22 protein-coding genes and 1 tRNA gene are annotated in these 22,041 nt (G+C 74.9%); 12 read left to right on the forward strand and 11 right to left on the reverse strand.

What is annotated here, in order from left to right; genetic code table 11:
- Positions 1 to 85 precede the first annotated feature (85 nt).
- The 3 genes from ACQKM2_RS28550 to ACQKM2_RS28560 all read right to left on the reverse strand — a co-directional run bounded on the left by ACQKM2_RS28550 (position 86) and on the right by ACQKM2_RS28560 (position 3,582).
- Entirely contained in the window at positions 86 to 1,381 is a 1,296-nt protein-coding gene (locus ACQKM2_RS28550; protein WP_427714718.1) for a hypothetical protein, read from the reverse strand.
- A gap of 202 nt (positions 1,382 to 1,583) precedes the next feature.
- Positions 1,584 to 2,870: a S8 family peptidase gene (locus tag ACQKM2_RS28555; protein ID WP_427714719.1), complete on the reverse strand. Its 1,287-nt coding sequence runs from the start codon at positions 2,868 to 2,870 to the stop codon at positions 1,584 to 1,586.
- Positions 2,871 to 3,165: 295 nt separating this feature from the next.
- Positions 3,166 to 3,582: a GNAT family N-acetyltransferase gene (locus ACQKM2_RS28560; RefSeq protein WP_427714720.1), complete on the reverse strand. Its 417-nt coding sequence runs from the start codon at positions 3,580 to 3,582 to the stop codon at positions 3,166 to 3,168.
- 43 nt (positions 3,583 to 3,625) lie between these two features.
- Between ACQKM2_RS28560 and ACQKM2_RS28565 the strand changes: the two genes are divergently transcribed.
- Complete coding sequence (locus ACQKM2_RS28565; RefSeq protein WP_427714722.1) at positions 3,626 to 4,315, forward strand: deaminase; 690 nt, start codon at positions 3,626 to 3,628, stop codon at positions 4,313 to 4,315.
- A gap of 12 nt (positions 4,316 to 4,327) precedes the next feature.
- Here the strand turns inward: ACQKM2_RS28565 and ACQKM2_RS28570 are convergent, their stop codons facing one another.
- Positions 4,328 to 5,032 (reverse strand): 4'-phosphopantetheinyl transferase family protein, encoded by a 705-nt coding sequence (locus tag ACQKM2_RS28570; RefSeq protein ID WP_427714724.1) that lies wholly within the window; start codon positions 5,030 to 5,032, stop codon positions 4,328 to 4,330.
- A gap of 106 nt (positions 5,033 to 5,138) precedes the next feature.
- On the opposite strand from ACQKM2_RS28570, the gene ACQKM2_RS28575 reads away from it, so the two are divergent.
- Positions 5,139 to 5,915 carry an alpha/beta fold hydrolase gene (locus ACQKM2_RS28575; RefSeq protein ID WP_427714725.1) on the forward strand — a complete coding sequence of 259 codons (777 nt, stop codon included), beginning with the start codon at positions 5,139 to 5,141 and terminating at the stop codon, positions 5,913 to 5,915.
- A 10-nt stretch (positions 5,916 to 5,925) separates the two neighbouring features.
- Here ACQKM2_RS28575 and ACQKM2_RS28580 read toward each other — a convergent pair whose 3' ends face one another.
- The gene (locus tag ACQKM2_RS28580) at positions 5,926 to 6,498 is read right to left on the reverse strand and encodes a hypothetical protein (RefSeq protein ID WP_427714727.1); all 573 of its coding nucleotides are present in this window, start codon (positions 6,496 to 6,498) and stop codon (positions 5,926 to 5,928) included.
- A 268-nt stretch (positions 6,499 to 6,766) separates the two neighbouring features.
- Here ACQKM2_RS28580 and ACQKM2_RS28585 point away from each other — a divergent pair, with 268 nt between their 5' ends.
- On the forward strand, positions 6,767 to 7,282 hold the full coding sequence (locus tag ACQKM2_RS28585; protein WP_427714729.1) for a phospholipase: 516 nt from the start codon (positions 6,767 to 6,769) through the stop codon (positions 7,280 to 7,282).
- Positions 7,283 to 7,529: 247 nt separating this feature from the next.
- Here ACQKM2_RS28585 and ACQKM2_RS28590 read toward each other — a convergent pair.
- A tRNA-Arg gene (locus ACQKM2_RS28590) sits at positions 7,530 to 7,602 on the reverse strand.
- Between the two features lie 332 nt (positions 7,603 to 7,934).
- Between ACQKM2_RS28590 and ACQKM2_RS28595 the strand changes: the two genes are divergently transcribed.
- The 5 genes from ACQKM2_RS28595 (at position 7,935) to ACQKM2_RS28615 (ending at position 14,998) form a co-directional block, all read left to right on the forward strand.
- Positions 7,935 to 9,548 carry a dynamin family protein gene (locus ACQKM2_RS28595; protein WP_427714731.1) on the forward strand — a complete coding sequence of 538 codons (1,614 nt, stop codon included), beginning with the start codon at positions 7,935 to 7,937 and terminating at the stop codon, positions 9,546 to 9,548.
- Between the two features lie 4 nt (positions 9,549 to 9,552).
- Positions 9,553 to 11,538 (forward strand): GTPase, encoded by a 1,986-nt coding sequence (locus tag ACQKM2_RS28600; RefSeq protein WP_427714732.1) that lies wholly within the window; start codon positions 9,553 to 9,555, stop codon positions 11,536 to 11,538.
- A gap of 99 nt (positions 11,539 to 11,637) precedes the next feature.
- Positions 11,638 to 12,045: a single-stranded DNA-binding protein gene (locus ACQKM2_RS28605; RefSeq protein WP_427714734.1), complete on the forward strand. Its 408-nt coding sequence runs from the start codon at positions 11,638 to 11,640 to the stop codon at positions 12,043 to 12,045.
- A gap of 68 nt (positions 12,046 to 12,113) precedes the next feature.
- Complete coding sequence (locus ACQKM2_RS28610) at positions 12,114 to 13,484, forward strand: TQXA domain-containing protein (RefSeq protein ID WP_427714736.1); 1,371 nt, start codon at positions 12,114 to 12,116, stop codon at positions 13,482 to 13,484.
- A gap of 32 nt (positions 13,485 to 13,516) precedes the next feature.
- On the forward strand, positions 13,517 to 14,998 hold the full coding sequence (locus tag ACQKM2_RS28615) for a bifunctional phosphatase PAP2/diacylglycerol kinase family protein (RefSeq protein ID WP_427714738.1): 1,482 nt from the start codon (positions 13,517 to 13,519) through the stop codon (positions 14,996 to 14,998).
- On the opposite strand, the gene ACQKM2_RS28620 is transcribed toward ACQKM2_RS28615, so the two are convergent.
- Positions 14,983 to 15,558 carry a hypothetical protein gene (locus tag ACQKM2_RS28620; RefSeq protein ID WP_427714739.1) on the reverse strand — a complete coding sequence of 192 codons (576 nt, stop codon included), beginning with the start codon at positions 15,556 to 15,558 and terminating at the stop codon, positions 14,983 to 14,985. The two genes, ACQKM2_RS28615 and ACQKM2_RS28620, sit on opposite strands and share 16 nt — an antisense overlap.
- 178 nt (positions 15,559 to 15,736) lie before the next feature.
- Here ACQKM2_RS28620 and ettA point away from each other — a divergent pair, with 178 nt between their 5' ends.
- From ettA to ACQKM2_RS28635, 3 genes are read left to right on the forward strand one after another with little or no spacing between them, the layout of a single operon-like run.
- Entirely contained in the window at positions 15,737 to 17,401 is a 1,665-nt protein-coding gene (gene ettA, locus ACQKM2_RS28625) for an energy-dependent translational throttle protein EttA (RefSeq protein WP_031145507.1), read from the forward strand.
- Positions 17,402 to 17,410: 9 nt separating this feature from the next.
- Positions 17,411 to 17,878, forward strand: a complete 468-nt coding sequence (locus ACQKM2_RS28630; protein WP_427714740.1) for an acyl-CoA thioesterase — start codon at positions 17,411 to 17,413, stop codon at positions 17,876 to 17,878.
- Positions 17,875 to 18,609 (forward strand): hypothetical protein, encoded by a 735-nt coding sequence (locus ACQKM2_RS28635; protein ID WP_427714742.1) that lies wholly within the window; start codon positions 17,875 to 17,877, stop codon positions 18,607 to 18,609. Before ACQKM2_RS28630 ends, ACQKM2_RS28635 begins: the two co-directional genes overlap by 4 nt.
- Before the next feature lie 90 nt (positions 18,610 to 18,699).
- Here ACQKM2_RS28635 and ACQKM2_RS28640 read toward each other — a convergent pair whose 3' ends face one another.
- From ACQKM2_RS28640 to ACQKM2_RS28650, 3 genes are all read right to left on the reverse strand, one after another.
- Positions 18,700 to 19,047 carry a DUF1036 domain-containing protein gene (locus ACQKM2_RS28640; protein WP_427714744.1) on the reverse strand — a complete coding sequence of 116 codons (348 nt, stop codon included), beginning with the start codon at positions 19,045 to 19,047 and terminating at the stop codon, positions 18,700 to 18,702.
- Positions 19,048 to 19,057: 10 nt separating this feature from the next.
- Positions 19,058 to 19,258 (reverse strand): hypothetical protein, encoded by a 201-nt coding sequence (locus ACQKM2_RS28645; RefSeq protein WP_427714746.1) that lies wholly within the window; start codon positions 19,256 to 19,258, stop codon positions 19,058 to 19,060.
- A 183-nt stretch (positions 19,259 to 19,441) separates the two neighbouring features.
- Positions 19,442 to 19,846 carry a globin gene (locus ACQKM2_RS28650; RefSeq protein WP_125817208.1) on the reverse strand — a complete coding sequence of 135 codons (405 nt, stop codon included), beginning with the start codon at positions 19,844 to 19,846 and terminating at the stop codon, positions 19,442 to 19,444.
- 108 nt (positions 19,847 to 19,954) lie between these two features.
- Here ACQKM2_RS28650 and ACQKM2_RS28655 point away from each other — a divergent pair, with 108 nt between their 5' ends.
- Positions 19,955 to 20,959 (forward strand): methyltransferase domain-containing protein, encoded by a 1,005-nt coding sequence (locus ACQKM2_RS28655; RefSeq protein WP_427714747.1) that lies wholly within the window; start codon positions 19,955 to 19,957, stop codon positions 20,957 to 20,959.
- Here the strand turns inward: ACQKM2_RS28655 and ACQKM2_RS28660 are convergent.
- On the reverse strand, positions 20,956 to 22,026 hold the full coding sequence (locus ACQKM2_RS28660; protein WP_427714749.1) for an FHA domain-containing protein: 1,071 nt from the start codon (positions 22,024 to 22,026) through the stop codon (positions 20,956 to 20,958). The genes ACQKM2_RS28655 and ACQKM2_RS28660 overlap by 4 nt on opposite strands.
- Positions 22,027 to 22,041: the final 15 nt, after the last annotated feature.

Here is a 22,041-nt window from a genome sequence, read left to right on the forward strand (position 1 = left end):
GGGGGTGTGGTCGGGCGGGGGGGGGGGTTGGTGGGGGGGGGGGGGGGGGGCCCCCCCCCCCCCACCACCCGCTTCGGGTCGTCCGTCAGGCGATGGAGAAGGTCACGACCGACTGGTAGGTGTCGGCGAACATGAACGGCGGCAGCTGGATCATCGCCGCGCCGCCCACGGCGAACTCGCCGCCGGTCAGCTCCTCACCGCCGGCCGCCTGCGAGGCGACCTTCATCGGCGTGCCCGAGATGGCGCCCGGGGCGCCGGCCGTGCAGGTGCTCGGGCTGTCCGGGTTGGTCACGGTGCAGGACGGCTGGATGCCGAGCTGCGCCTTGGCCATCGAGTGGCCCGTCGCCTGGTTCAGGAACGGCGTACGGGTCGCCGTCACGTCCCAGCCGAGGCTGCCGCCCCGGAAGTCCTGGACGGTCGCGGCGTTGAACGCGCCGAACACCGACTGGGCCTTGCCGTTGATGGTCACCGCCCCGAAGCTGACGGCCGGCTGGCCGTCCTTCGGGCCGAGGGCCAGCGGCCCGGGCAGCACCTCGATGTCCACCGGGTTCTGCACGCCCGCCTGCTCCTCGATGAACACGAAGGGCTTGGCGGGGGCGACCGATCCGTCGATCTTGATCGTGTCGGCCTTCTTGGTGATCGTGATGTTGCAGGTGGCGGCGCCGGACGCGTCCGCCGTGCCGGTGCCGGCGTCACCGGTCGCCACGCCCGCGAGCTGGGCGGAGCAGGTGACCGGGCCGGCCGGGAAGTTGGCGCCGGTGGCGGTGACGGCGGTGCCGGCCTTGCCGCTGTTGGGCGTCAGCTTGGTGGTGACCGGGTCCTTCGGCAGGGCCTCGACGGCGATCGAGGCGACCGGGGCGCTGGGGCGCGGGTCCGGCGTACAGGTCGTCGTGTAGACCGTGCCGCCGAGGTCGGCGTCCGTGACCACCTGGTCGATCGTGATCTGGACGGTCGTGCCCTCGGTGCCGTCCGGGATCTTGATCGTGCCGTTGAAGGCGGGCGGGTCGGCCTTCTTGCCGGCTTCCTGGTGGCTGTTCACCGGCGGGCTGGTGACCGTCTGGGCGACCCCGCCGACGAGCAGCTTCGCCTTGATGGTGTTGACCGTGTCGATGGTGAACATCGGGACGACCGGCGTCTCGCCGGGGTCGATGGTGATCGGCACGGTCTCGCCCGCCTTGGCGGTGTCCGGCACCGTGACGGTGTAGTCCTGGTTGCCGTTGGCGCCCGGCTGGGGCGCGGGGGCGACGCACTTCACCGGCACGGGTGTGGTCTTGGTCGCGGCCTGCGCCGGTCCCGTCAGGGCCACGACGCCGCCCGTCAGGGCCAGGGACAGGGCGCCCGCCCCGGCCAGCACTCTTCGTCTGAGGGTTCTCGTACTCACAGGGTCGCGACTCCTTCGTCATGACGAACCCCTCCCCCCACCCGCTGTGTGGGGAAGGCCGAGCCGGTGCGGATGGCCGTCATTGACGCGTCGCGGTGTTGAGAAGTCAATGGCTTGCTTTCGCCCGAAGCGCACAGACATTGATGTCCCATCAGACCCGGTCTGGTGGGACATCGGATACCGACTGGTCGGTGCTGCCGGGCTACGGTGCCGCCGGGGCTGTTGCCGGGGGTGCCGCCGCGACGTGCAGGAGCAGGTTCGGGGTTCCGGCGGGCAGGTTCGCGATCCGGTCCGGGACGGCGTCGCGGACGAGCAGCCGGCCCACCTCCGCGGGGGTCGCGGCCCGGCCGTCCGCCAGCAGCAGCGCGGCGGCGCCGGCGACGTGCGGGGCGGCCATGGAGGTGCCCGAGGCACGCGCGAGGGCGGTCGGGGAGCCCTTCCAGGCCGAGGTGACGGACTGTCCCGGTGCCGAGATGTCCACGCAGCGGCCGTGGTTGGAGAAGGCCGGACGCCGGTCCGCGTCGTCGGTCGCGCCGACCGTGAGGGCCTGCGGGACGGCGGCCGGGGAGCCGGAGCAGGCGTCCCGGGCTTCGTTGCCGGCGGCCACGGTGAAGGTGATCCCGTAGGCGACCGCGCGGATCACCGCCGCGTCCATGGAGTGGCTCCGGGTGCCGCCCATGCTCATGTTGGCGACGGCGGGACCCCGGGCCGGGTTCCTGACGTGGTCCTTCACCATCCAGTCGAGGCCGCGCAGGATCACCGAGAGGCTCCCGTCGCCCCGGCAGTCGGCCACCTTCACACCGACCAGGGAGACCCCCTTCGCGACCCCGTACGTCGCCCCGCCGACGGTGGCGGCGACGTGCGTGCCGTGGCCGTTGCAGTCCTGGGCGCCGCCCTGGAACAGCCCGCTGTAGCCGGAGTAGCCGTTGCGGGCGCGGCCGCCGAACTCCTGGTGGAGGGTGTTGATCCCGGTGTCGACCACGTAGACGGTGACGCCCTGGCCGCTGTTCCCGGAGTACGTGTACGAACCGTCGAGGGGCAGCTCGCGCTGGTCGATCCGGTCGAGCGCCCAGGGGGCCGGCCGCTGGGTCAGGGCGGCCGGGCCGGGCGCCACGACGGGGGCGGGGGCGGGGACGGGGACGGCCGGGGGCTCGGGGTCGGAGGACGCGCCGGAGATCCGGAACGGCGCGTCCGGCTCCACGGAGGCGACCCGGGGATCGGCGGCGAGGACGGCGGCGCGGGCCGCGGTGGTCCGCACCGCGAAGCCGTTGAGGGCGGCGTCGTAGACCGCCCCGACCTCGTCCCCCGCCCGCGCCGCCTCGGCGGCCAGGGCCCGGGTCGGGGCGCGGGAGGTGGTGTCCTTCAGCATCACGACGTAGGAGGCGGGGGCGCCGTCGGAGGCGGCGGCGGAGGCGGGGTGCGGCGGCGGCAGGACGGCGGCCGCCGCCAGCAGTGCGGCGGCCGGGAGCAGGGAGGTCATCGCGGTCATGCGCCCGATGCTCGGCCAGCGCGACCGCCCCCGCGCGGAGGGTGCGCCGACTGGCCCCACGACACGCCGCCGGAGGGGTGCGGCCGGACCGGTGCCGGACCGGCGCCCTCCCCGGCCGCCGGGGAGGGGCGGGGGTCCGCCGCCTCCCCGGTCCGCGGTGCGCCTTCAGGCGGCGTCGGCCGGCCCTGCGGCACTCCGCCGGAGGGGTGCCGGTGGACCGGGGCCGGACCGGCGTTCTCCGCGACCGCCGGGGGCGGACCGGGGCCTTCGCCTCCTGGTCCGCCGCCGCTCGCCGTCAGGCGTCGCGCAGGGGCCAGCCGCGCATCGAGAAGACGCCCTCGTCCTCGGCGCCCGCCGACGCGTACGTGGCCAGCGCAGCCTCGTTGTCCGTGTCGACCCCCACCCACATGCCGTAGCAGCCGCGTGCCCGGGCCTCGTCGGCGAGGGCCAGCGTCAGGGCCCGGCCGATGCCGCGCCGGCGGTACCCCTCGCCCACGGACAGCTCGTACAGGCACATCTCGGTGCCCTTGTCGGGGTGGGTCATCTCGACGCCGGAGACCATGCCGGCGGGCACCCCGTCGACGTAGGCGATGAGCATCAGGTGGCCGGACCGGGCGAGGAAGAGCTCGGACCACTCGGTCCGGGCGGGCCCGTCGAAGAGGTCCTCGGCGGCTGCGAGTTCGGCGGCGCTGCGGGCGCGGCGGATGTCCATGGCGGCCAGGGTAGGGGCGGCGGGGGCGTGCGAGCATGCGGATATGACGCAGGAAGCGGGCGGGGACGGGGAGTTCGGGACGGCGTGGCGGTCGGCGCCGGAGGCGGTGCGGCGGGCCCTGGAACTGGCCCACGCGGCGCTGGCCGCCGGAGGTCTGGCGGTCGGGGCGGTTCTGACGGACCCGGCGGGGCGTGTGCTGGCCCAGGGCCGCAACGAGGCCTACGAGCCCCCCGGGGAGGGGCCGGGCGCGGGCCCGCTGCGGGGCACGCCCCTGGCCCACGCCGAGATGAACGCGCTCGGGGCCGCCCGGACGGGGTGGGACCTCGGCTCCGCCACGCTGTGGAGCACGCAGGAACCGTGCGCGATGTGCGCGGCGGCGGCCGGGTTCACGGGGGTCGGGGCGGTGCGCTACCTGGCGCCGGACCCGTGGGCACTGGCCGAGGGGTGCGACGGGGCGTCGGGGGCCGAGCCGGTCGGGGACCCGGTGTGGCTGCTCGCCGCGAACGTGATGTTCCTGCGCAGCGTGGCCGTCGCGGCCGCCGGGCCGGCCGAGCCGGCGATCCTGTCCCACCACCGGGCCGTGGAACCGGAGACGGCCGCGCTCCACGACGCCGTGCCCGCGGGGCTGCCGGCTCCCGGTTCGGCCGGGGTGTGGCTGGCCGGGCTGTGGCCCCTGCTGGCCCCCGCCGCTCGGGCGCGTACCGCCAGGGTGGGGCGGCGGCGGGGCCGCTGACGGGGGCTCCGGTCAGGCGGCGGCGCGGATCGCGACCGCGGCGGCGTAGCCGGCCGGGGCGGGGAGGTCGCGCAGGGTCCAGCCCGGGACCGGGGCGGGGCCGGGGCCCGAGCCCACGTACGGCTCGGCCAGGCCGAAGGCGACCCCGGCGCCGGTGCCCTTCAGGCAGGCCTCCTTGCGGGCCCACACCCGGGCCAGCGCCACCTGCCGCTCCGCCTCCGGGAGCGCGGCGATCTCGCCCGCCTCCGCCGGATGCAGGCTGCTCAGGACGTCGGCCACCGCGCTCGCCTTCGGCACCCCCTCCACGTCGACGCCCACCGGCACCCCCGAGAAGGCGAAGTACGCCACGTCGTCGCTGTGGGACAGCGAGAAGTGCACCGAGCCCCCGGCCACGGCGGGACGGCCGTGCGGCCCCCCGCACCCCGGGCAGTCCTCGCGGACCAGGGCGACCTCCTCCGGCGGCAGCCCCAGGTACCGGCCGAGCAGCACGCGCAGCCCCAGGTGCGAGGCGAGGTAGCTGCGCTGGTCGGCCGGGCGCAGCAGCCGGTCGGCGCGCTCCCGTTCGGCCGCGTCCAGCAGCGCCCGGGCCCCGCCGGCCTCGTGACCGCCGATCGCCTCGCGCGTGGTGTCCAGCGACCACACCGCCACACCGGACCCGGCCGGGGGCGGTCCGGTCAGGGGCTCGGCGCCGTCGAGCTGGTTCACGTACAAGGTCATCCGACGAGGGTAGACGAGGCCGCTGGAGCCCTGGTTACCCTCGTGCCTGACTTGTCGATCATCACTTCGCGCATCACTCCGCGCATCACTCCAGGGGGAACTCGCCGTGCACAGTGCCATCGTGACGCCGGAAGGCGACCGGATCCGCTGGGTCGAACTGCCGGGAGCGGACGCGCCCCGCGTCTACCTGCACGGGCTCGGCTCGACCTCCCCGGCCTACTTCGCCGCGAGCGCCGTGCACCCGCTGCTCGCCGGGCGGCGCTCGCTGCTGCTCGACATGCTGGGGCACGGCCACAGCGACCGTCCCGAGACGTTCTCGTACACCCTGGAGGCGCACGCCGACGCCGTGGCGGAGGCCATGGCCGCGGCCGGTGCCGAAGGCGCCGAGGTGATCGCCCACAGCATGGGCGGAGCGGTGGCCATCGTGCTGGCCGCCCGGCACCCCCGGCTGGTCTCCCGCCTCGTCCTGGTGGACGCCAACCTGGACCCGCAGCCACCCAGTCCGGCCACGGCCGGCAGCAGCGGCCTCGCCTCCTACACGGAGGAGGAGTTCCTGGCCGGAGGCTGGGCGGAGGTCCGGGACCGGGTCGGCGCGCACTGGTGGTCGACCATGCGGCTGGCCGGCCGCACCGCCCTGCACCGCAGCGCCGTGAACCTGGCCGCGGGCACCACGCCCACCATGCGGGAGCTCCTGCTGGAGCTGAGGATCCCGCGCGGCTTCCTCCTCCCGGAGCAGGACGGACCGCTCGCCGGCGCCGATGCCCTGGAGGCCGCCGGCGTCGCCGTGGTGGCCGTACCGGACTGCGGGCACAACATCATGCTCGACAACCCGGAGGGCTTCGCCCGGGCCGCGGCCGCGGTCCTGGCCCGCGAGGCCGGCTGAGCGGCTCCCCCTACCGGGCGGGGGTGCCGCCGGAGACCGCGGCGGGCGCGACGGCCGGGCCACCGCCGTCCGGGCCACCGCCGTCCGGGCCACCGCCGTCCGGTATTCGGGCTCCGGGGGAGGGCGTCCCGTCGGTCCAGGCGTAGACCTGCCGGCCGCGCACCGACACCTGGTACTGGTAGCGGTCCCGGCACTCGGGGCGCTCCTCGCGCCGCGTGTCGCCGGGCCACCAGCGGGCGCCCAGGCGGGGGCCGCCCGCCTTCTTCGGCGTTCCGCCGGCGCACTGCGGACCGTCGAGCGGGGTCTTGCCGAGGGTGAACCTGATCAGCCTGGCCCCGCCGTCGCCGCGCGCGCGGATCCGTATGTCGGTGGCGTCCCCCGGTATCCAGCTGGGCAGGACGAACGCCCGGTCGCCCTTCTTCGGTGCGTCGGCGGCACTGGCGTACCGCGTGCCCTTCTCCCGCAGGACCTGCTTCTGCAGGGCGTCCGTGACCGGGTTGGGCGGCAGGTTGGGCAGCGCGAAGGCGGCCAGGGCGAGGACTCCCGCGACGGCGGCGGCGATGACGAGCGGACGGCGGTTCATACCCATAAGTGTTCGGGCCGGGAGTCACGCGCGCGTCCCTCCCCGGTATCAACCTCGAATCTGCCGGAGGTCGGAGACGGGGTCATACCTGAGAGGGGTGCGGTCCAGGGGGAGCCGGGCCGACACGTACGCGTCCGGGCCGCGTTATAGGGGCGGTAGGGGTCGGGGATATGGCGTGCTCCGAGGGTGAGTCCCGACGCCGCGCCGGGAGTTGGACCGGGCGGCCCCGTCGCCCGCTCGCCCCGCCGCCCCCACTCGGAGGAATGCCATGCGTCGCCGTCTCGTCCCCCTGCTCGCGTCCGTGTCCGCGGGCCTGCTGGCCCTCGCCACCCCGGCCTCGGCGGTCCCGGCGGACAAGCCGCAGGTGCTGAGCGGCTGGACGCAGACCAGCGCCTCCAGCTACAACGCCTGGGTCGCGGCGCGCGGCAGCCAGGGCAACTGGGCCTCGTACGCCTTCGACTGGTCGACGGACTACTGCTCCTCGTCCCCCGACAACCCCTTCGGCTTCCCCTTCCAGACGGCCTGCGCCCGCCACGACTTCGGCTACCGCAACTACAAGGCGGCCGGCACCTTCTCCGCCAACAAGTCCCGGCTGGACGACGGCTTCTACGCCGACCTGAAGCGGGTCTGCTCGCAGTACTCGGGCGTCAAGAAGGGTTCCTGCGACAGCACGGCCTGGACGTACTACCAGGCGGTGAAGGCCTTCGGCGTCTCCCCGCAGGACGCCCCGGCCGACGGGGCCCCCGCCGAGCCCGCCCCCGTCTCCGCCTCACAGGCCGGCTGATCCAGGACCCGGACCCGAAGCCGACCCCGAAGTCGCCCCCGGAGCCACCCCGCACGCCGTCCCGCCCGAACAAACCCCCGTCGGGCGGGACGGTGCTCTTCCGGTTTTGGGCTTTCCGCTTTTGCGGGTGCAAGGATCCCGCAAGGGTCCTGTCGAGTGAATTTCCGCCAATCGCGGACGCCGTGACGACCGCCCTTCGAGGCGGCCCGGACGGCCCCGGGAAACCCCCGGGGAGGGTGGAAGGAAGTGCCCCCGGCAGGACTCGAACCTGCGGCCAAGCGCTTAGAAGGCGCCTGCTCTATCCACTGAGCTACGGGGGCCGGAAGGTGACCGTGGTGGCCTGGAGCCCCTTGGTGGGGGTGGGACTGCGGTCCGTGCCGGGTCAAGGATAGGGCTCCGGTTGCCTTGTCCCGGTTGCTTCACTCGCGTGCCACGTTGTGGAGGTTCGGTGAAGCGGTCCCGATAATCGCAGGCAGGTGCGATTCTCGCACCGCTTTTGCGCCGCGTCGGCCTGGGTGTTGTGCACTCGTTATGCCTGCGTCCCACTCGTCCGCCGTGTCCATGATGTCCCTCAGGAGTCGCGGTCGGCGCGCAGAGGGCGTATAAGCTTCAAAAATGGTCCCAAATTGGGCATTCTTCGCATGTGGTGACCTTGGATGTTCGGCCTCAGCTGCTCGATGCCCTGTCCGCCCTGCGCGACCGGGTCGCGTCCGTGCGTCTGCCGCTGCCCCTGCCGGGCGCCCCACGCGCCCGCCAGACCAGAGCAGAGCTGCTCGCGCAGCTCGACGACTACCTCGTCCCCCGGCTGAAGGCGCCCGAGGCGCCGCTCCTCGCCGTCGTCGGCGGCTCCACCGGGGCCGGCAAGTCCACCCTCGTCAACTCCCTCGTCGGCCGCCAGGTCAGCGAAGCCGGAGTGCTGCGCCCCACCACCCGCACCCCGGTCCTCGTCTGCCACCCGGACGACCACCACTGGTTCGCCGGGATGCGGATCCTCCCCGACCTCATGCGCGTCTGGGCGCCCCAGTCCGACGAGGACCTGGTGCCCCCCTCCAGGAAGAACCCCCTGCGCGCCCCCGGCCACCCCGGCGCCACCAGCGAGCTCCGGATCGAGACCGTGTCCACCCTCCCGCGCGGCCTCGCCGTCCTCGACGCCCCCGACATCGACTCCCTCGTCGTCGAGAACCGCACCCTCGCCGCCGAGCTGATCTGCGCCGCGGACGTCTGGGTCATGGTCACCACCGCCTCGCGGTACGCCGACGCCGTCCCCTGGCACCTGCTGCGCACCGCCAAGCAGTACAACGCCACCCTGATCACCGTCCTCGACCGCGTCCCGCACCAGGTGCTCGCCGAGGTCTCGCGCCAGTACGGCGCACTGCTCACCCGCGCCGGGCTGGGCGACGTACCGCGGTTCACCGTGCCCGAACTGCCCGAGTCCGCAGGCGGCGGCGGGCTGCTGCCGGCCAGTGCCGTCGCGCCGCTGCTCGCCTGGCTCACCCACCACGTCCACGACCCGGCCGCCCGGCAGTACGCGGTCGGCCGGACCGCCCTCGGCGCCCTCGACTCCCTCAAGCGCCGCATGCCGGAGCTGGCCTCCGCCGTCGCCGCGCAGCACGCCGCCGCGGTCCGGCTGACCTCCGCCGTCGAGGACGCGTACCGGCAGGAGGGCAAGCGGGTCCGCAACCGCCTCGACAAGGGCGCCGTGCTCGCCGGCGACGCCCTCACCCGGTGGCGCGGCTACCCCCTCGACACCAGCGCCGACGAACTCCTCGACTCCCTCGCGGAATCCCTCGCCGCGCTCCTGCAGTGCGCCGTCGCCGCCGCCGACGAGCGGATCGCCGACGTCTGGCGGCGCGAACCCGCCGCCGGCGCGGTGCCGCTGCCCGCACCCGACCGGGAGGCGGCGGAACGTATCGGCATGGCCGTACGCCGCTGGCGGCGCGTACTGGAGGAACTCGCCGAGGAGGAGGTCGCCAAGCTCGGCAAGCAGCCCGCGCCCGACCCCGACGGCGTCGCCGCCCTCCTCGTCGCCGCCCTCCTCGGCGGCAAACGGGCCCGCCCGGCGGGGGAGAAGCTGGCCGAGCGGATCGGCGTACAGGCCGCCGTACGCCTGCGCGACCGCGGCGGCGAACTCGTCGGGGACCACCTCGACCAGGTCCTGCGCGCCGAACGGGACCGCCGGCTCGCCCCCCTCCAGGCCCTCGAAGTCACCCCCGAACCACAGGCCGAGCTGATCGCCGCGCTGTCCGTACTGCAGAAGGAGAGGTGACGCGGTGACCGCCGTGACCGACCGCGACCGCGACCACGCCGGCGACCGGTGGGACGACGGGTTCATCGCACGCTCGCGCAACAGGGCCAACCGCAAGGGCGGCCCGCGCGGCAGCGGCGCGCGCGCCGGGGACGCCCTCATCGACGACGCGCTGCTCGACGCCGCCCTCCTCGCCGGCGGCCTCGACGAGGAGGCGGAAGGCGGAGCCGAAGGCGCACGCGGCGGCGCGGGCGCCGAGGACGACGACGGCGGCGACGAGGCGATCGTGCGGGCGGTCTCCGGCGCCGGCAGCGACGGCGGCAAGGCGCCCGCGCCCCCGCTCAGCCCCGAGGCCCAGGCCCTGCGGACGCGCCTCGACGCCCTGCGCCAGCTCGTCGGACTGTCCCGCACCCGCCTCGACGGCAAGACCCTCGCCGAGGCCGGACGGGTCCTCGACGAAGCCGCCGCGCGCCGCGGCCTGTCCCCGCAGCACACCGTCGTCGCCATCGCCGGAGCCACCGGAAGCGGCAAGTCCACCCTCTTCAATTCACTCGCCGGAGTGCAGATCTCCGAAACCGGACTGCGCCGCCCGACCACAGCCGCCCCCATCGCCTGCAGCTGGTCCGACGGCGCCGCCGGACTGCTCGACCGGCTGGAGATCCCCGGACGGCTGCGGCGCCGGCCCCGCGAGACCCCGGAGGCCGAGGCGCTGCGCGGCATGGTCCTCGTCGACCTGCCCGACCTGGACTCGGCGCTCGGCGCGCACCGGGAGCACGTCGACCGGGTGCTGGCGCTGGTCGACGCCGTGGTGTGGGTGGTGGACCCGGAGAAGTACGCGGACGCCGTCCTGCACGAGCGGTACCTGCGGCCGCTGGCCGGGCACGCCGAGGTCACCTTCGTCGTCCTGAACCAGGTCGACCGGCTCCCCGGCGACGCCGCCGACCTCGTACTCGACGACCTGCGGCGGCTGCTGGACGACGACGGGATCGCCCTCGGCGAGCACGGCGATCCCGGCGCCACCGTCCTCGGACTGTCCGCCCTGACGGGTGAGGGCGTCGGGGAACTCCGCGAGCTCCTCGGACAGTTCACCCAGGAGAAGGGCGCCGCGACCCGGCGGATCTCCGCCGACGTCGACCGGGCCGCCCTGCGCCTGCGCCCGCTCTACGTCGCCGACGGGCACTCCGGACCCTCCGGCCCCGAGATCGGCGAGGCGGCGCGCGCCGAGTTCGAGGACCGGCTCGCGGAAGCGGTCGGGGCGTACGCGGCCGGCCTCGCCGCCGAACGGGCCTGGCGGCGCAACGCGGGCACGGCCTGCGGCACGCCCTGGCTGCGGCTGTGGCGCTGGTACGAGAGCCGGCGCGCCCCCCGCTCGCTCGCCTCCCTGGCCCTCATGTCGGCCAAGGGCCGCGGCTCCGGCACGGCCGCCGCCGCACCCCCCGAGGAGGAGGTGACCGCCCGCCAGCGCGTGGAGCAGGCCGTGCGGACGGTCGCCGACGAGGCCGTCGTCGGCCTGCCCGACCCCTGGGCGCAGGCCGTGCGGGAGACCGCCGTGCGCGGTGCCGAGCGGCTGCCGGAGGCGCTGGACGAGCTGGCGGTGACCCTGGGCGCGGCCGTCGCCGTGCCCGGCGCGAAGCCGCCGCGGCCCGCCTGGTGGCCGGTCGCGGTGCTGGCGCAGGCGGCCATGACGCTGGTGCAGATCTTCGGCGGGCTGTGGCTGGTCGGGCAGATCGTCGGGGTCCTGGAGCCGAAGCTGCTGCCGCCCGTGCTGTTCATGGTGGCGGGCATCGTCGGCGGGCCGCTGGTGGAGTGGGCCTGCTCGATCGCCGCCCGGGGCCCGGCCCGCAGGTACGGCCAGGACGCCGAACGGCGGCTCAGGCAGGCGGCGGCCGGCTGCGGCCGGGCCCGGGTGCTGGAACCGGTGGCGGCCGAGCTGCTGCGCTACCGCGAGGTGCGCGAGCAGTACGCGGCGGTCGCCGCAGGGGGGACGAAGTTGTCCACAACCCGCCAGTAATCCACAGGCCGGAGCGGGGTGCCGGGGCCCGGGGCCAGCATGGTCGTACCTCGTGCGGATGGTCCGCACGGGTACGGAGTGCGGGGGAGGGCGGCCGGGATGAACGACACCCTGGTGACGCTGGTCGGGCACGTGGCGACGCAGATCGACTTCAAGGAGACGGTGACCGGTCCGTCCGCGAGATTCCGCTTCGCCGTGACCCCGCGGTACTTCGACCGGCGCACGGAGACCTGGACGGACCGCCCCACCAGCTTCTACACCGTGTGGGCGCGCCGGGTGCTGGCGGTCAACCTGGCCAGTTCCGTCTCGGTCGGGGAACCGCTGGTGGTGCACGGGCGTCTGCGGGTCCGGGAGGACCCGCCCGACGGCGAGGGCGTCCGCTGGTTTTCGGCGGACATCGACGCGATCGCCGTCGGACACGACCTCACCCGCGGAACGGCGGCCTTCCGCAGGGTCGTCAAGACGGACACCCCACTGATGGGCCCTCAGAAGGCGGCGGTGGTCTGAGTGTTCGAGGCGGCTAGGATTCCCCGGTACTCACGGGCACCTTGGTCTTCGGCCCGAAGGGGAGAACTGTGCCGATTGCTGTTCCCGCATCCTCCGCATCCTCCGATCCCCGCGCGGCGTCCACCGCGTCCGCGGGCGGGCCCGCCTCCGCGTCCACCGTCCCACCCGAGGCCGGACCGGTCCGTCCGGAGGTTCCGCTTACCGTCGGTGGCGGTCCGGTTGCGGCCGTCGCCCCCGTCGGTGCGGCACGCGGCTCCGTCCGTCGGCCCCTGGCGGCGGCCCTGCTGGCCGCGGCCCTCACCGCCGCACCCGGCGCCCGCGCCGCGGCGGACTCCGGCCCGGCAGCCGCCGGCCGGGCCGCCGGGGGCGCGAGCGCCGTGCTCGACGGCCTCAAGACGTACGGGCAGGCGGTCCTGCGCGCCGGGGACGGCTCGGTCCGGCAGATCCCCGCCGGGCTGTACGAGATGCGGGTCGACGGCGGCGGCATGCTCCAGACGTACGGAGTCGGGATCGCCGGCTACGCGCAGCCCCAGGCCCGGTACACGGAGAGCGGCTGGGGCGGCAGCCCCCTGGCCCAGAACACCGACGCGGGCGGCCGGATCCGCTGGGTCCTGGAGCACTCCTACCCCCAGCACAACGACCTGGCCGGGCTGGCGAAGGCGGCCGGGGCCGGGGCGCTGACCGCGGAGAGCGCGGCCGCCGGGACCCAGGTGGCGATCTGGCGGCTGGCCGACGGCGCGCAGGTGGAGGCGGCCGACCCGGCGGCGGCGCGGCTCGCCGACTACCTCCAGCGGGAGGCCGGCCGGCTGCCGGAGCCGCCGGCGTCGCTGGGACTGGACCCCGGACAGGTGTCCGGTCCGCTGACGGGCGCCGTCGGCACCCGGCTGGGCCCGGTCACCGTCCGGACGGGGGCGCAGAGCGTCACCGTCACCCCCGACGCGGCCGCCACCGCCATGGGGGTGCGGGTGGTCGACTCCGAGGGGCGGCCGGTGACCTCCGCGGGCAACGGCAGCCGGCTGTACTTCGAGGTGCCCGCCGGCACCCCGGACGGGACGGCCTCGGTGACCGTGCACGGCTCCACGAAGGTGCCCGTCGGGCGGGTCTTCACCAGCGGGATCCCGGCCGAGGCGCAGATCGTGGCCGGCTCCAGCGAGTCCGCGGCGGCCGCCACCGCCACCGGTGTCTGGCCGCAGCCGCCGGCCGTCCCGGCGGGCGCGGCCGGGACCGTGGGCCAGCTGGCCGGCGCGTCCGAGGTGGCGGTGGCCGAGTCAGCCACGGCCGGGTCGGACTCCCCGGACGAGGAGCGGCTGGCGACCAGCGGCAGCTCCGCGGCCACCCCGGTCATCGCCTCCCTCGCGGTCGGGCTGGTGGTGCTGGGCGGCATGGTCGTCCTGCTGCTGCGCAAGCGTCCGTTCGAGGGGGAGGACGGCGAGGGCTGATTCCGGGCGGCTGCCCGGGGTAGGGGCGAGGGGTGGCTGATCAGAAACTGACCTGGCGGGGCACCCTCGCGGCCTGGGACCGACGACTGTTCGACCTCGTGGCACAGCGGCACTGGCCCGGGGCCGAGCGGGTGCTGCCCGCCCTGGGCCGGGCCGCGAACCACGGGGTGCTGTGGGGCGGCACCGCCGCGGTGATCACCGTCGTCGGCTCGCCCCGGGCCCGCAAGGGGGCGCTGACCGCCGCCGCCTCGCTGGCGCTGGCCTCGGCCGCCGTCAACACCGTCGGCAAGTGGTCCGTGCGCAGGCCCAGGCCGCTGCTGGAAGGGGTGCCCGTGGCGCGGCTGCCGGCCGTGCCGCCGTGGACCACCTCCTTCCCGTCCGGGCACTCCGCCTCGGCCGCCGCCTTCACCGTCGGCCTCGCCCTGGAATCCCCCGGATGGGGGGCCGTGGTGGCCCCGGTCGCCGCGTCGGTGGCCTTCTCCCGGGTCTACACCGGCGTGCACTACCCGTCCGACGTGCTGGCGGGCGCGGCCCTCGGGGCCGCGGCCGGGTTCGCCGTACGCGGCCTCGTGCGCCGCGCCGAGCAGGCGCGGGCCGTCCCCGGCGCGGAGCGCCCGGCGGCCGACGCGCCCGCCCTGCCGGACGGGGCCGGGCTGACGGTCGTGGTGAACACCGCGTCCGGCACGGCCCGCGGGACGGGGCTCGACGTGCTGCGCGAGCTGCTGCCGCGGGCGGAGGTCGTGGAGTGCGCGGGGGAGGAGGTGGAGGCCGCGATGGCGGCGGCCGCCGCCCGGGCGGAGGTGCTCGGGGTGTACGGGGGCGACGGCACCGTCAACGCCGCCGCGACCGCCGCCCTGCGGGCCGGGGTGCCGCTCGCGGTGTTCCCCGGCGGCACCCTCAACCACTTCGCGCTGGACCTCGGCCTCACCGGCCCGGAGGACACCTGCCGCGCCCTCGCCGCGGGCCAGGCGGTCCGCGTCTCCCTGGGCCGCATCACCCCGGCCGGCGGGGCCGGGCAGGAGGTCCGGTACTTCCTGAACAACTTCAGCATCGGCGCCTACCCCGAGCTGCTGCGGCACCGCCTGCGGTGGGCGCCGCGCATCGGGGGCGGGCCGGCCGCCGTACTGGCCGCCTGGCGGGTGCTGCGGGCCGAGCGGCCCGTACGGATGACCCTGGCCGGGCGGCCCCGCAGCGCGTGGCTGCTCTTCGCCGGCAACGGCACCTACCAGGGCACGGGCCCCGCACCCCGCCGCCGGGCCGGCCTCGGCGAGGGCCTGCTCGACCTGCGGATCGTCCACGGCGGCGGCCGCCCCGGCCCGCGCCTGCTGGCCGCCGCGTTCGCCGGCCCGCTCAGCCGGTCACCCGTCCACATCGCCACCCGGCTGCGCCGCCTGCGCGTCGCGGACGTCCCGCCCGGCACCCCGCTCGCCTACGACGGCGAATACGCCCAGGCCCCCGCCGCCCTCACCCTGGACGCCCTCCCCGACGCCCTCCCCGTCTACCGCCCCCGCTGAACCTCGGGGTCCGTCCCGAGGTCGGCCCGCATCACGGCCCGCATCTCCCGCCACCGTTCCCCGAGCCCGAGCAGATCCGCCTTGACGGCCTCGAAGGAGCCGTCCGGTTCCGGGTCGCCCTCCTGCAGGCGCAGGATCCGGTAGAAAGCGCCTGCGAGCCGTTCGGTCGTCGAGTCCAGCTCGGCCACGACCGCCTCGGAGCCGACCAGCTGCGCCTCCGCGAATGCCAGGTGCACGGCCTGCCGGGCGTCCTCCAGCCCGGCCCGGCCCCGTGCCGTGGCCTCCGGGGCGGTGTCCGCCCGGTGGACGAGCCACAGGAAGTTCATGAGCTCGATCCGGTAGCGCCGGTACCCGGCCATCGCCGCCACGTAGCAGGCCCGGCGGACGTCCAGCTCCGCCACCGCGCGCTCGTGCCGCCTCTGGCCCTCGGCGATCCGTTCCTGCCGCTCGAACTGCTCGGACTGGACCCGGCCGACGAGCCGCTGCGTCAGCAGTGGCGCGAAGAGCGTGCCCGCCATCCCGATGAGCGCTATCGCGAGCGGTAGCGGCCAGCCGTCCACAAGGACTCCCCCCGGAGCGTCGTACCCGTACTGGTGATGCCGGTGGTACTCAGGGTCATCCTGCCCTGGCCGGGGGCCCGCGGGGGCCCCGGGGGGCCAGTACTGGTTTCCCCCGGGGGATGGACGTACGGCAGTATGGGGTGTATCTGCCCACCATCGATCTGCCGGACGGTTTCTCTTGGCTGAGTTCATCTACACCATGCGCAAGACGCGCAAGGCGCACGGCGACAAGGTGATCCTCGACGACGTCTTCCTGAACTTCCTGCCGGGGGCCAAGATCGGCGTGGTCGGCCCGAACGGCGCCGGTAAGTCCACCGTCCTGAAGATCATGGCGGGCATCGAGCAGCCTTCCAACGGTGACGCCTTCCTGTCGCCCGGCTACTCCGTCGGCATCCTCATGCAGGAGCCGAAGCTCGACGAGTCCAAGACGGTCCTGGAGAACGTCGAGGACGGCGTCGGCCCGATCAAGCAGAAGCTCAACCGGTTCAACGCGATCGCCGAGGAAATGGCGACGAACTACACCGACGAGCTGATGGAGGAGATGGGCAAGCTCCAGGACGACCTGGACCACGCCAACGCGTGGGACCTCGACGCCCAGCTGGAGCAGGCCATGGACGCCCTGGGCTGCCCGCCCGGCGACTGGCCCGTCACCAACCTCTCCGGTGGTGAGAAGCGCCGCGTGGCCCTCTGCAAGCTGCTGCTGGAGGCCCCCGACCTGCTGCTCCTCGACGAGCCCACCAACCACCTCGACGCCGAGTCCGTGAACTGGCTGGAGCAGCACCTGGCCCAGTACAAGGGCGCCGTCGTGGCCGTCACCCACGACCGCTACTTCCTCGACAACGTCGCGGAGTGGATCCTCGAACTCGACCGCGGCCGCGCGCACCCCTACGAGGGCAACTACTCCACCTACCTGGAGAAGAAGGCCGAGCGCCTCAAGGTCGAGGGCAAGAAGGACGAGAAGCGCGCCAAGCGCCTCAAGGAAGAGCTGGAGTGGGTCCGCTCCAACGCCAAGGGCCGCCAGGCGAAGTCCAAGGCCCGTCTCGCTCGCTACGAGGAGATGGCGGCCGAGGCCGACAAGATGCGCAAGCTCGACTTCGAGGAGATCCAGATCCCGCCGGGCCCGCGCCTGGGCTCGATCGTGGTCGAGGTCAACAACCTCTCCAAGGCGTTCGGTGACAAGGTCCTCATCGACGACCTGTCCTTCACGCTGCCGCGCAACGGCATCGTCGGCATCATCGGCCCGAACGGCGCCGGCAAGACCACGCTCTTCAAGATGATCCAGGGCCTGGAGAAGCCGGACTCCGGCGAGATCAAGGTCGGCGAGACCGTCAAGATCTCGTACGTCGACCAGGGCCGCGCCAACATCGACCCCAAGAAGACCCTCTGGGCGGTCGTGTCGGACGAGCTGGACTACATCAACGTCGGCAACGTCGAGATGCCGTCCCGCGCGTACGTCAGCGCCTTCGGCTTCAAGGGCCCGGACCAGCAGAAGCCGGCCGGTGTCCTCTCCGGTGGTGAGCGCAACCGCCTGAACCTCGCGCTCACCCTCAAGCAGGGCGGCAACCTGCTGCTCCTCGACGAGCCCACCAACGACCTCGACGTCGAGACCCTGGGCTCCCTGGAGAACGCGCTGCTGGAGTTCCCGGGTGCGGCCGTGGTCGTCTCCCACGACCGCTGGTTCCTGGACCGGGTGGCCACCCACATCCTCGCCTACGAGGGCGAGTCCAAGTGGTTCTGGTTCGAGGGCAACTTCGAGTCCTACGAGAAGAACAAGGTCGAGCGGCTCGGCCCGGACGCCACCCGTCCGCACCGCGCCACCTACAAGAAGCTCACCCGGGGCTAGGTCGCGGTCATGGCCAGACACCACTACCGGTGCCCCCTCCGCTGGGCGGACATGGATGCCTTCGGGCACGTCAACAACGTCGTCTTCCTCCGCTACCTGGAGGAGGCGCGCATCGACTTCATGTTCCGCCTGGCGCCGGGAGAGGGCAGCGAGTCCTTCACGGGCGGGTCCGTCGTGGCCCGCCACGAGATCGACTACAAGCTCCCCCTCGTGCACCGGCACGAGCCGGTGCTCATCGAGTCCTGGGTGACCCGGATAGGCGCCGCGTCCCTGACCATCCGCTACGAGGTCAAGGACGAGGCGACCGAGGACGCGCCGGAGACCGTCTACGTCCGCGCGGAGACGGTCGTCGTGCCCTACAACCTCGCCGAGGGGCGGCCCCGCCGCATCACCGACGAGGAACGGCACTTCCTGGAGCAGTACCTCGACACCCCCGAGAACGCTCCCGCGGCCGCCGGAAGGCGCCTCGCGGCATGAGCGGACAGCTGCGCCTCGCCGACTCCGGGGAGGCGGCGGACCTCGCCGCCTTCCTGGGCCGGCTGGTGCACTACGACCGCGCCGCCGCCGTACGCCTCCAGGCGCCGGCGGGCGGCGGCGCGCTCGCCGTCTTCGGACGCCCGCCCTCCTTCGAGGTCCTGGCCGTCCGCGCGGCACGCCTCGCCGAGCCCCTCGCGACCCCGCTGGACGTCACCGTCTCCGCGGGCGAGCTGCTGGAGGCCGTCGACGAGAGCGGCGCCGCCGTGACCGTGCCCGGACCCGTCACCGGCCCGCCCTGGGCGGGCGTCCTGCCGCCCCGCGGCGGCTGGCGTCCCGTTCCCGGCCTGCCCGCCCCCGAGGCGGTGCGCGCGGCCGTGGCCGCCGCCGTGGCCGAGTTCCGCGCCCGTGACGAGGCCCTGCCCCCGCAGCACCGGACCCGCTCCGAGCGGGACCGCATCGGCCGCGAGATCTGGTCGCGGACCCTGGGCGACACCGAGCTGCCGCTGCGCGCCGTGCACGCCGCCCAGTCCCTGGGCTTCCTGCGCCCGGTGCGCTCCACGGTCCCCGCCGGTTCCGGCTCCGGGGGCTCCGCCGCCGGTGCCCCGGACCCGCTGGAGCTGCTCGTCTCCGGCGGCTGGCTGCGGCTGCGCACCCCCTACGGCTCCGTCGCCCTGCGCCGCCCCGGCGGCGGCCCCGCCGGCCTCGGCGCCCTCCAGGTGCGGCCCGTCTAGGTTCGTCCCGTCCAGGGCCCGTGTCACGGACCGGCCCGCCCGCCCGCCGGTCACCGGGGGCGGACGGGCCTGCTGCGTGCCCGGCGCCGGCTACGGGTTGAACGAGTGCACGTGGTTCGGACGGCTCACGACGAACTCGTTCATGAGGATCGTCCGTGAGCTGCTGTCCGACGTGTTCGAACACCACTCGAAGGCGCGGTGCGGGACCGTCTCCTGGAAGCGGTCCCGCCACTCGACGCCGTCGCCCGAGTACGCGTAGCAGTACCAGATCTGGTTGACGGCACTGACGTCACCGCCGTAGACGACCGCGCTCTCCCCGGGGCCGATCCTCCACCAGCCCTCCTTCACCCAGTTGCTGCCGTCGGAGCAGTTGGGCTGGTGCCGCTCCACCATCGTCCAGATCTCGCGGTGGTAGTTGTTCTGGAACCTCAAGGACATGGCGCGCCTCCTATTCCGAGTCCGGCTGCCTGCGGGCGGCCGGCTGTCCGTCGGACCGGTACGCGGCCGGCCCGCGACCCGGTTGGGACGCGCTCGTACTCTCGTGCGGACCGGGAGCCGCGGCGGACCGGCCCGCGGCCAGGGCGCGGTCCAGTGCCTCCTCGTCGGCGTCGGTGGTCGGATCCGCCGCGTCCGCAGTGTCCTGTGACATGGAACCTCCAGTTCCGTCGGTGCTGGTGCGACGGAGGGGTTCCCGGGAGTGCGCGCGGGGTACCGCGGACCGCCCGCCCGTGCCCCGTACGGGCCGGAGCGGGCGCTCGTCCGGGGGGCCGCGTACGGCCGCTTGCAGGGGCGCGCGCACGGCGCACGCAGGGCGCGCCCCGCGAGCTGTGCGCTAGCCCGCGGTGTTGATCATCGAGGCGGCCGCGTAGGTCAGGTACCGCCACAGCTGCGCCTCGTGCTGCGGCGCGAGCCCCAGCTCGTCCACCGCCACGCGCATGTGGGCGAGCCACGCGTCGTGCGCGGCCGCGTCCACCTGGAACGGTGCGTGCCGCATGCGCAGGCGCGGGTGCCCGCGGTGCTCGCTGTACGTCGTCGGGCCGCCCCAGTACTGCATCAGGAACAGTGCGAACCGCTCCTCGGCGGGCCCGAGGTCCTCCTCCGGGTACATCGGGCGCAGCAGCGGGTCCCCCGCGACCCCCTGGTAGAAGCGGTGGACCAGTCGGCGGAAGGTCTCTTCGCCGCCGACCTGCTCGTAGAAGGTCGTCTCCTGCACCGTGCTCTGCGCGTCGTCATTCACCCGACCATCGTCTCAGACGCCCGGACGGAGGACCCCGGTCCTAGGACCGGCGGCACCCGGCCCCGCCGAGAGGTCGCACCCGGGGCCCGCCCGCAGCACAGTGGAGACATGGGCACGGCGAAGGCCGCGGAGAAGGACCTGCGGGAGACGGCGCACGCCGCCCAGGTACGGGAACTCACCGCCGCGGGCGTGCTGGAGGACCCGGCCTGGCGGGCGGCCTTCGCCGCCGTGCCCCGGCACCTGTTCGTGCCGTACTTCTGGACCGGGCGCGGAGCGGGGCACGAGCGGCTGTGGGACGAGGACCCGGACCCCGAGCGCCGGGCCCGCTGGCTGCGCGGGGTGTACACCGACGCCCCGCTCGCCACGCGGCTGCGCGACGGCGAGCTGGTCTCCTCCAGCAGCCAGCCCTCCCTGATGGCGAAGATGCTGGACGCGCTCCGGGTGCGCGACGGGGACAACGTGCTGGAGATCGGTGCCGGCACCGGCTACAACGCGGCCCTGCTCTGCCACCGCCTCGGCGACGGCCTCGTCACCACGGTGGACCTGGACGAGGAGATCACCGAGTCGGCGCGCTCCCACCTGGCCCGGCTCGGCTACCGGCCCGCCGTGGTCACCGGCGACGGGGCGCGCGGCTGCCCGGCCCGGGCGCCCTTCGACCGGATCCTCGTGACCTGCACCCTGCCGCTGATCCCGCCCGCCTGGCTCGGCCAGTGCCGGCCGGGGGCGCGGATCCTGGCCCCGCTGTCGACGGGGCTGATCGCGCTGACCGTCAGGGACGCCGGTTTCGCGGAGGGCCGCTTCCTGCACACCCCGGCGTACTTCGTCCCGCTGCGCGGGGCCACGGCCGCGCCGGGGCCGCCCGGGGCGACCGGGCCGCTGCACGGGATCCCGTACGAACTGGTGGAGAACGAGCGCTTCCAGTTCCTGCTGATCCTGACCGCGGACGTGCTGCACCCGCGCGAGGCGCTCGACCTGTGGCGGGGCGAGGGGCGGCCGGCGCGCGAACGGTTCGGGGTCACGGTCACGCCGGAGGGGCAGTGGGCCTGGCTCGACGATCCCCAGGGGCCCTACGTGTGGCCCCTGGGGGAGGAGCCCCCGCCGCCCCGCGGTTAGCCGCGGCGGACCGTGATCGTGGTCCAGGCTCCGACGTGGACGCGGTCGCCGTCGGCGAGGGGGACGGGCACGTACGGCTGGATGGGGTCCTCGCCGCCGTTGATGGTGGTGCCGTTGGTGGAGTTCTGGTCGACCACGGCCCAGGTCAGGTCCGGCTGCTGGACCAGCACCGCGTGCTGGTGGGAGACGCCCGGGTCCTCCGGGGGCACCGACAGGTCGATGTCCGGGGACTCGCCCGTGGAGGCGCGGCGGCGGCCGATGGTGATCTGGCCGCCGGAGAGCGGGAGGTGGAGCTCCGGGGAGTAGGCGGGCAGGTTGAGCGCGGCGGCCTCGGGACCGCTGCGCTGCATCATCGCCATGAAGTACGAGCGGTCGGGGCCGATCGTCGCCGACCAGGAGGCGCTGCCGGCGCGGTCCGGGGCCGCGAAGGGCTCGGGCTGCGGCGGCAGCGGCGGCTGCGGCGGCCGGGGCTGCTGGTAGTCGGGCTGCTGCCGGTACTCGGACTGCGGGTACTCGGACTGCGGCCGGAACTCCTGCGGTACGGGCTGCGGCTGAGCCTGCACCGGCGCGGCGACGGGCTGCTCCTGCGCGGGCGGCTGGAGCACCCAGTCGTCATCGCTCTGCAGCGGCTCGGCCGGCCGGTTGACCCGGGACGGGCGGGACCCCTGGTAGTCGAAGTGGTCCTGGGAGAACACCGGCTGCGGCGGGGCCGGCGGCGGGGGCGGCGGGGTGGCCACCGCGCCGGTGCCGGGCCCGGACGCGCCGGGGCCCGCGGCCGGTACGGGCTCGGCGGCGTACGGGGTCGCCGAGCGGGTGAGGAAGTTGTACCGGCACTCCTCGCAGAAGGGGGCCATCGCCTCGCGCGGGGTCCGGCACTGCGGGCACAGTTCGGCCTGGGCGGTCGGCTCCCCGCCGGTGGGAGGGTAGCCGTAGCCGTAGGAGGGTGCAGCGGGGGCGGCGCCGGCGGTCATGCGGAGGCCGCAGACCTCGCACCAGTCGTCGGAGGCGGACTGGTGGCCGTTCGGGCAGGTCGGCATCGCGGCGTTTCCCCCTTTTTCCTGCGTCATCGCGTCAGGCTTCTT

Source organism: Streptomyces sp. NPDC004126 (assembly GCF_050275515.1).
GTDB lineage: Bacteria > Actinomycetota > Actinomycetes > Streptomycetales > Streptomycetaceae > Streptomyces.

What these genes read in the sequence shown, in the direction of transcription:
- ACQKM2_RS28560 (WP_427714720.1), bottom strand. Translation starts at nt 3,582, where the DNA reads ATGGACATCCGCCGCGCCCGCAGCGCCGCCGAACTCGCAGCCGCCGAG.
- ACQKM2_RS28645 (WP_427714746.1), bottom strand. Translation starts at nt 19,258, where the DNA reads ATGTCACAGGACACTGCGGACGCGGCGGATCCGACCACCGACGCCGAC.
- ACQKM2_RS28585 (WP_427714729.1), top strand. Translation starts at nt 6,767, where the DNA reads ATGCGTCGCCGTCTCGTCCCCCTGCTCGCGTCCGTGTCCGCGGGCCTG.
- ACQKM2_RS28555 (WP_427714719.1), bottom strand. Translation starts at nt 2,870, where the DNA reads ATGACCGCGATGACCTCCCTGCTCCCGGCCGCCGCACTGCTGGCGGCG.
- ACQKM2_RS28570 (WP_427714724.1), bottom strand. Translation starts at nt 5,032, where the DNA reads ATGACCTTGTACGTGAACCAGCTCGACGGCGCCGAGCCCCTGACCGGA.
- ACQKM2_RS28580 (WP_427714727.1), bottom strand. Translation starts at nt 6,498, where the DNA reads ATGAACCGCCGTCCGCTCGTCATCGCCGCCGCCGTCGCGGGAGTCCTC.
- ACQKM2_RS28655 (WP_427714747.1), top strand. Translation starts at nt 19,955, where the DNA reads ATGGGCACGGCGAAGGCCGCGGAGAAGGACCTGCGGGAGACGGCGCAC.
- ACQKM2_RS28640 (WP_427714744.1), bottom strand. Translation starts at nt 19,047, where the DNA reads ATGTCCTTGAGGTTCCAGAACAACTACCACCGCGAGATCTGGACGATG.
- ACQKM2_RS28635 (WP_427714742.1), top strand. Translation starts at nt 17,875, where the DNA reads ATGAGCGGACAGCTGCGCCTCGCCGACTCCGGGGAGGCGGCGGACCTC.
- ACQKM2_RS28565 (WP_427714722.1), top strand. Translation starts at nt 3,626, where the DNA reads ATGACGCAGGAAGCGGGCGGGGACGGGGAGTTCGGGACGGCGTGGCGG.
- ACQKM2_RS28630 (WP_427714740.1), top strand. Translation starts at nt 17,411, where the DNA reads ATGGCCAGACACCACTACCGGTGCCCCCTCCGCTGGGCGGACATGGAT.
- ACQKM2_RS28660 (WP_427714749.1), bottom strand. Translation starts at nt 22,026, where the DNA reads ATGACGCAGGAAAAAGGGGGAAACGCCGCGATGCCGACCTGCCCGAAC.
- ACQKM2_RS28605 (WP_427714734.1), top strand. Translation starts at nt 11,638, where the DNA reads ATGAACGACACCCTGGTGACGCTGGTCGGGCACGTGGCGACGCAGATC.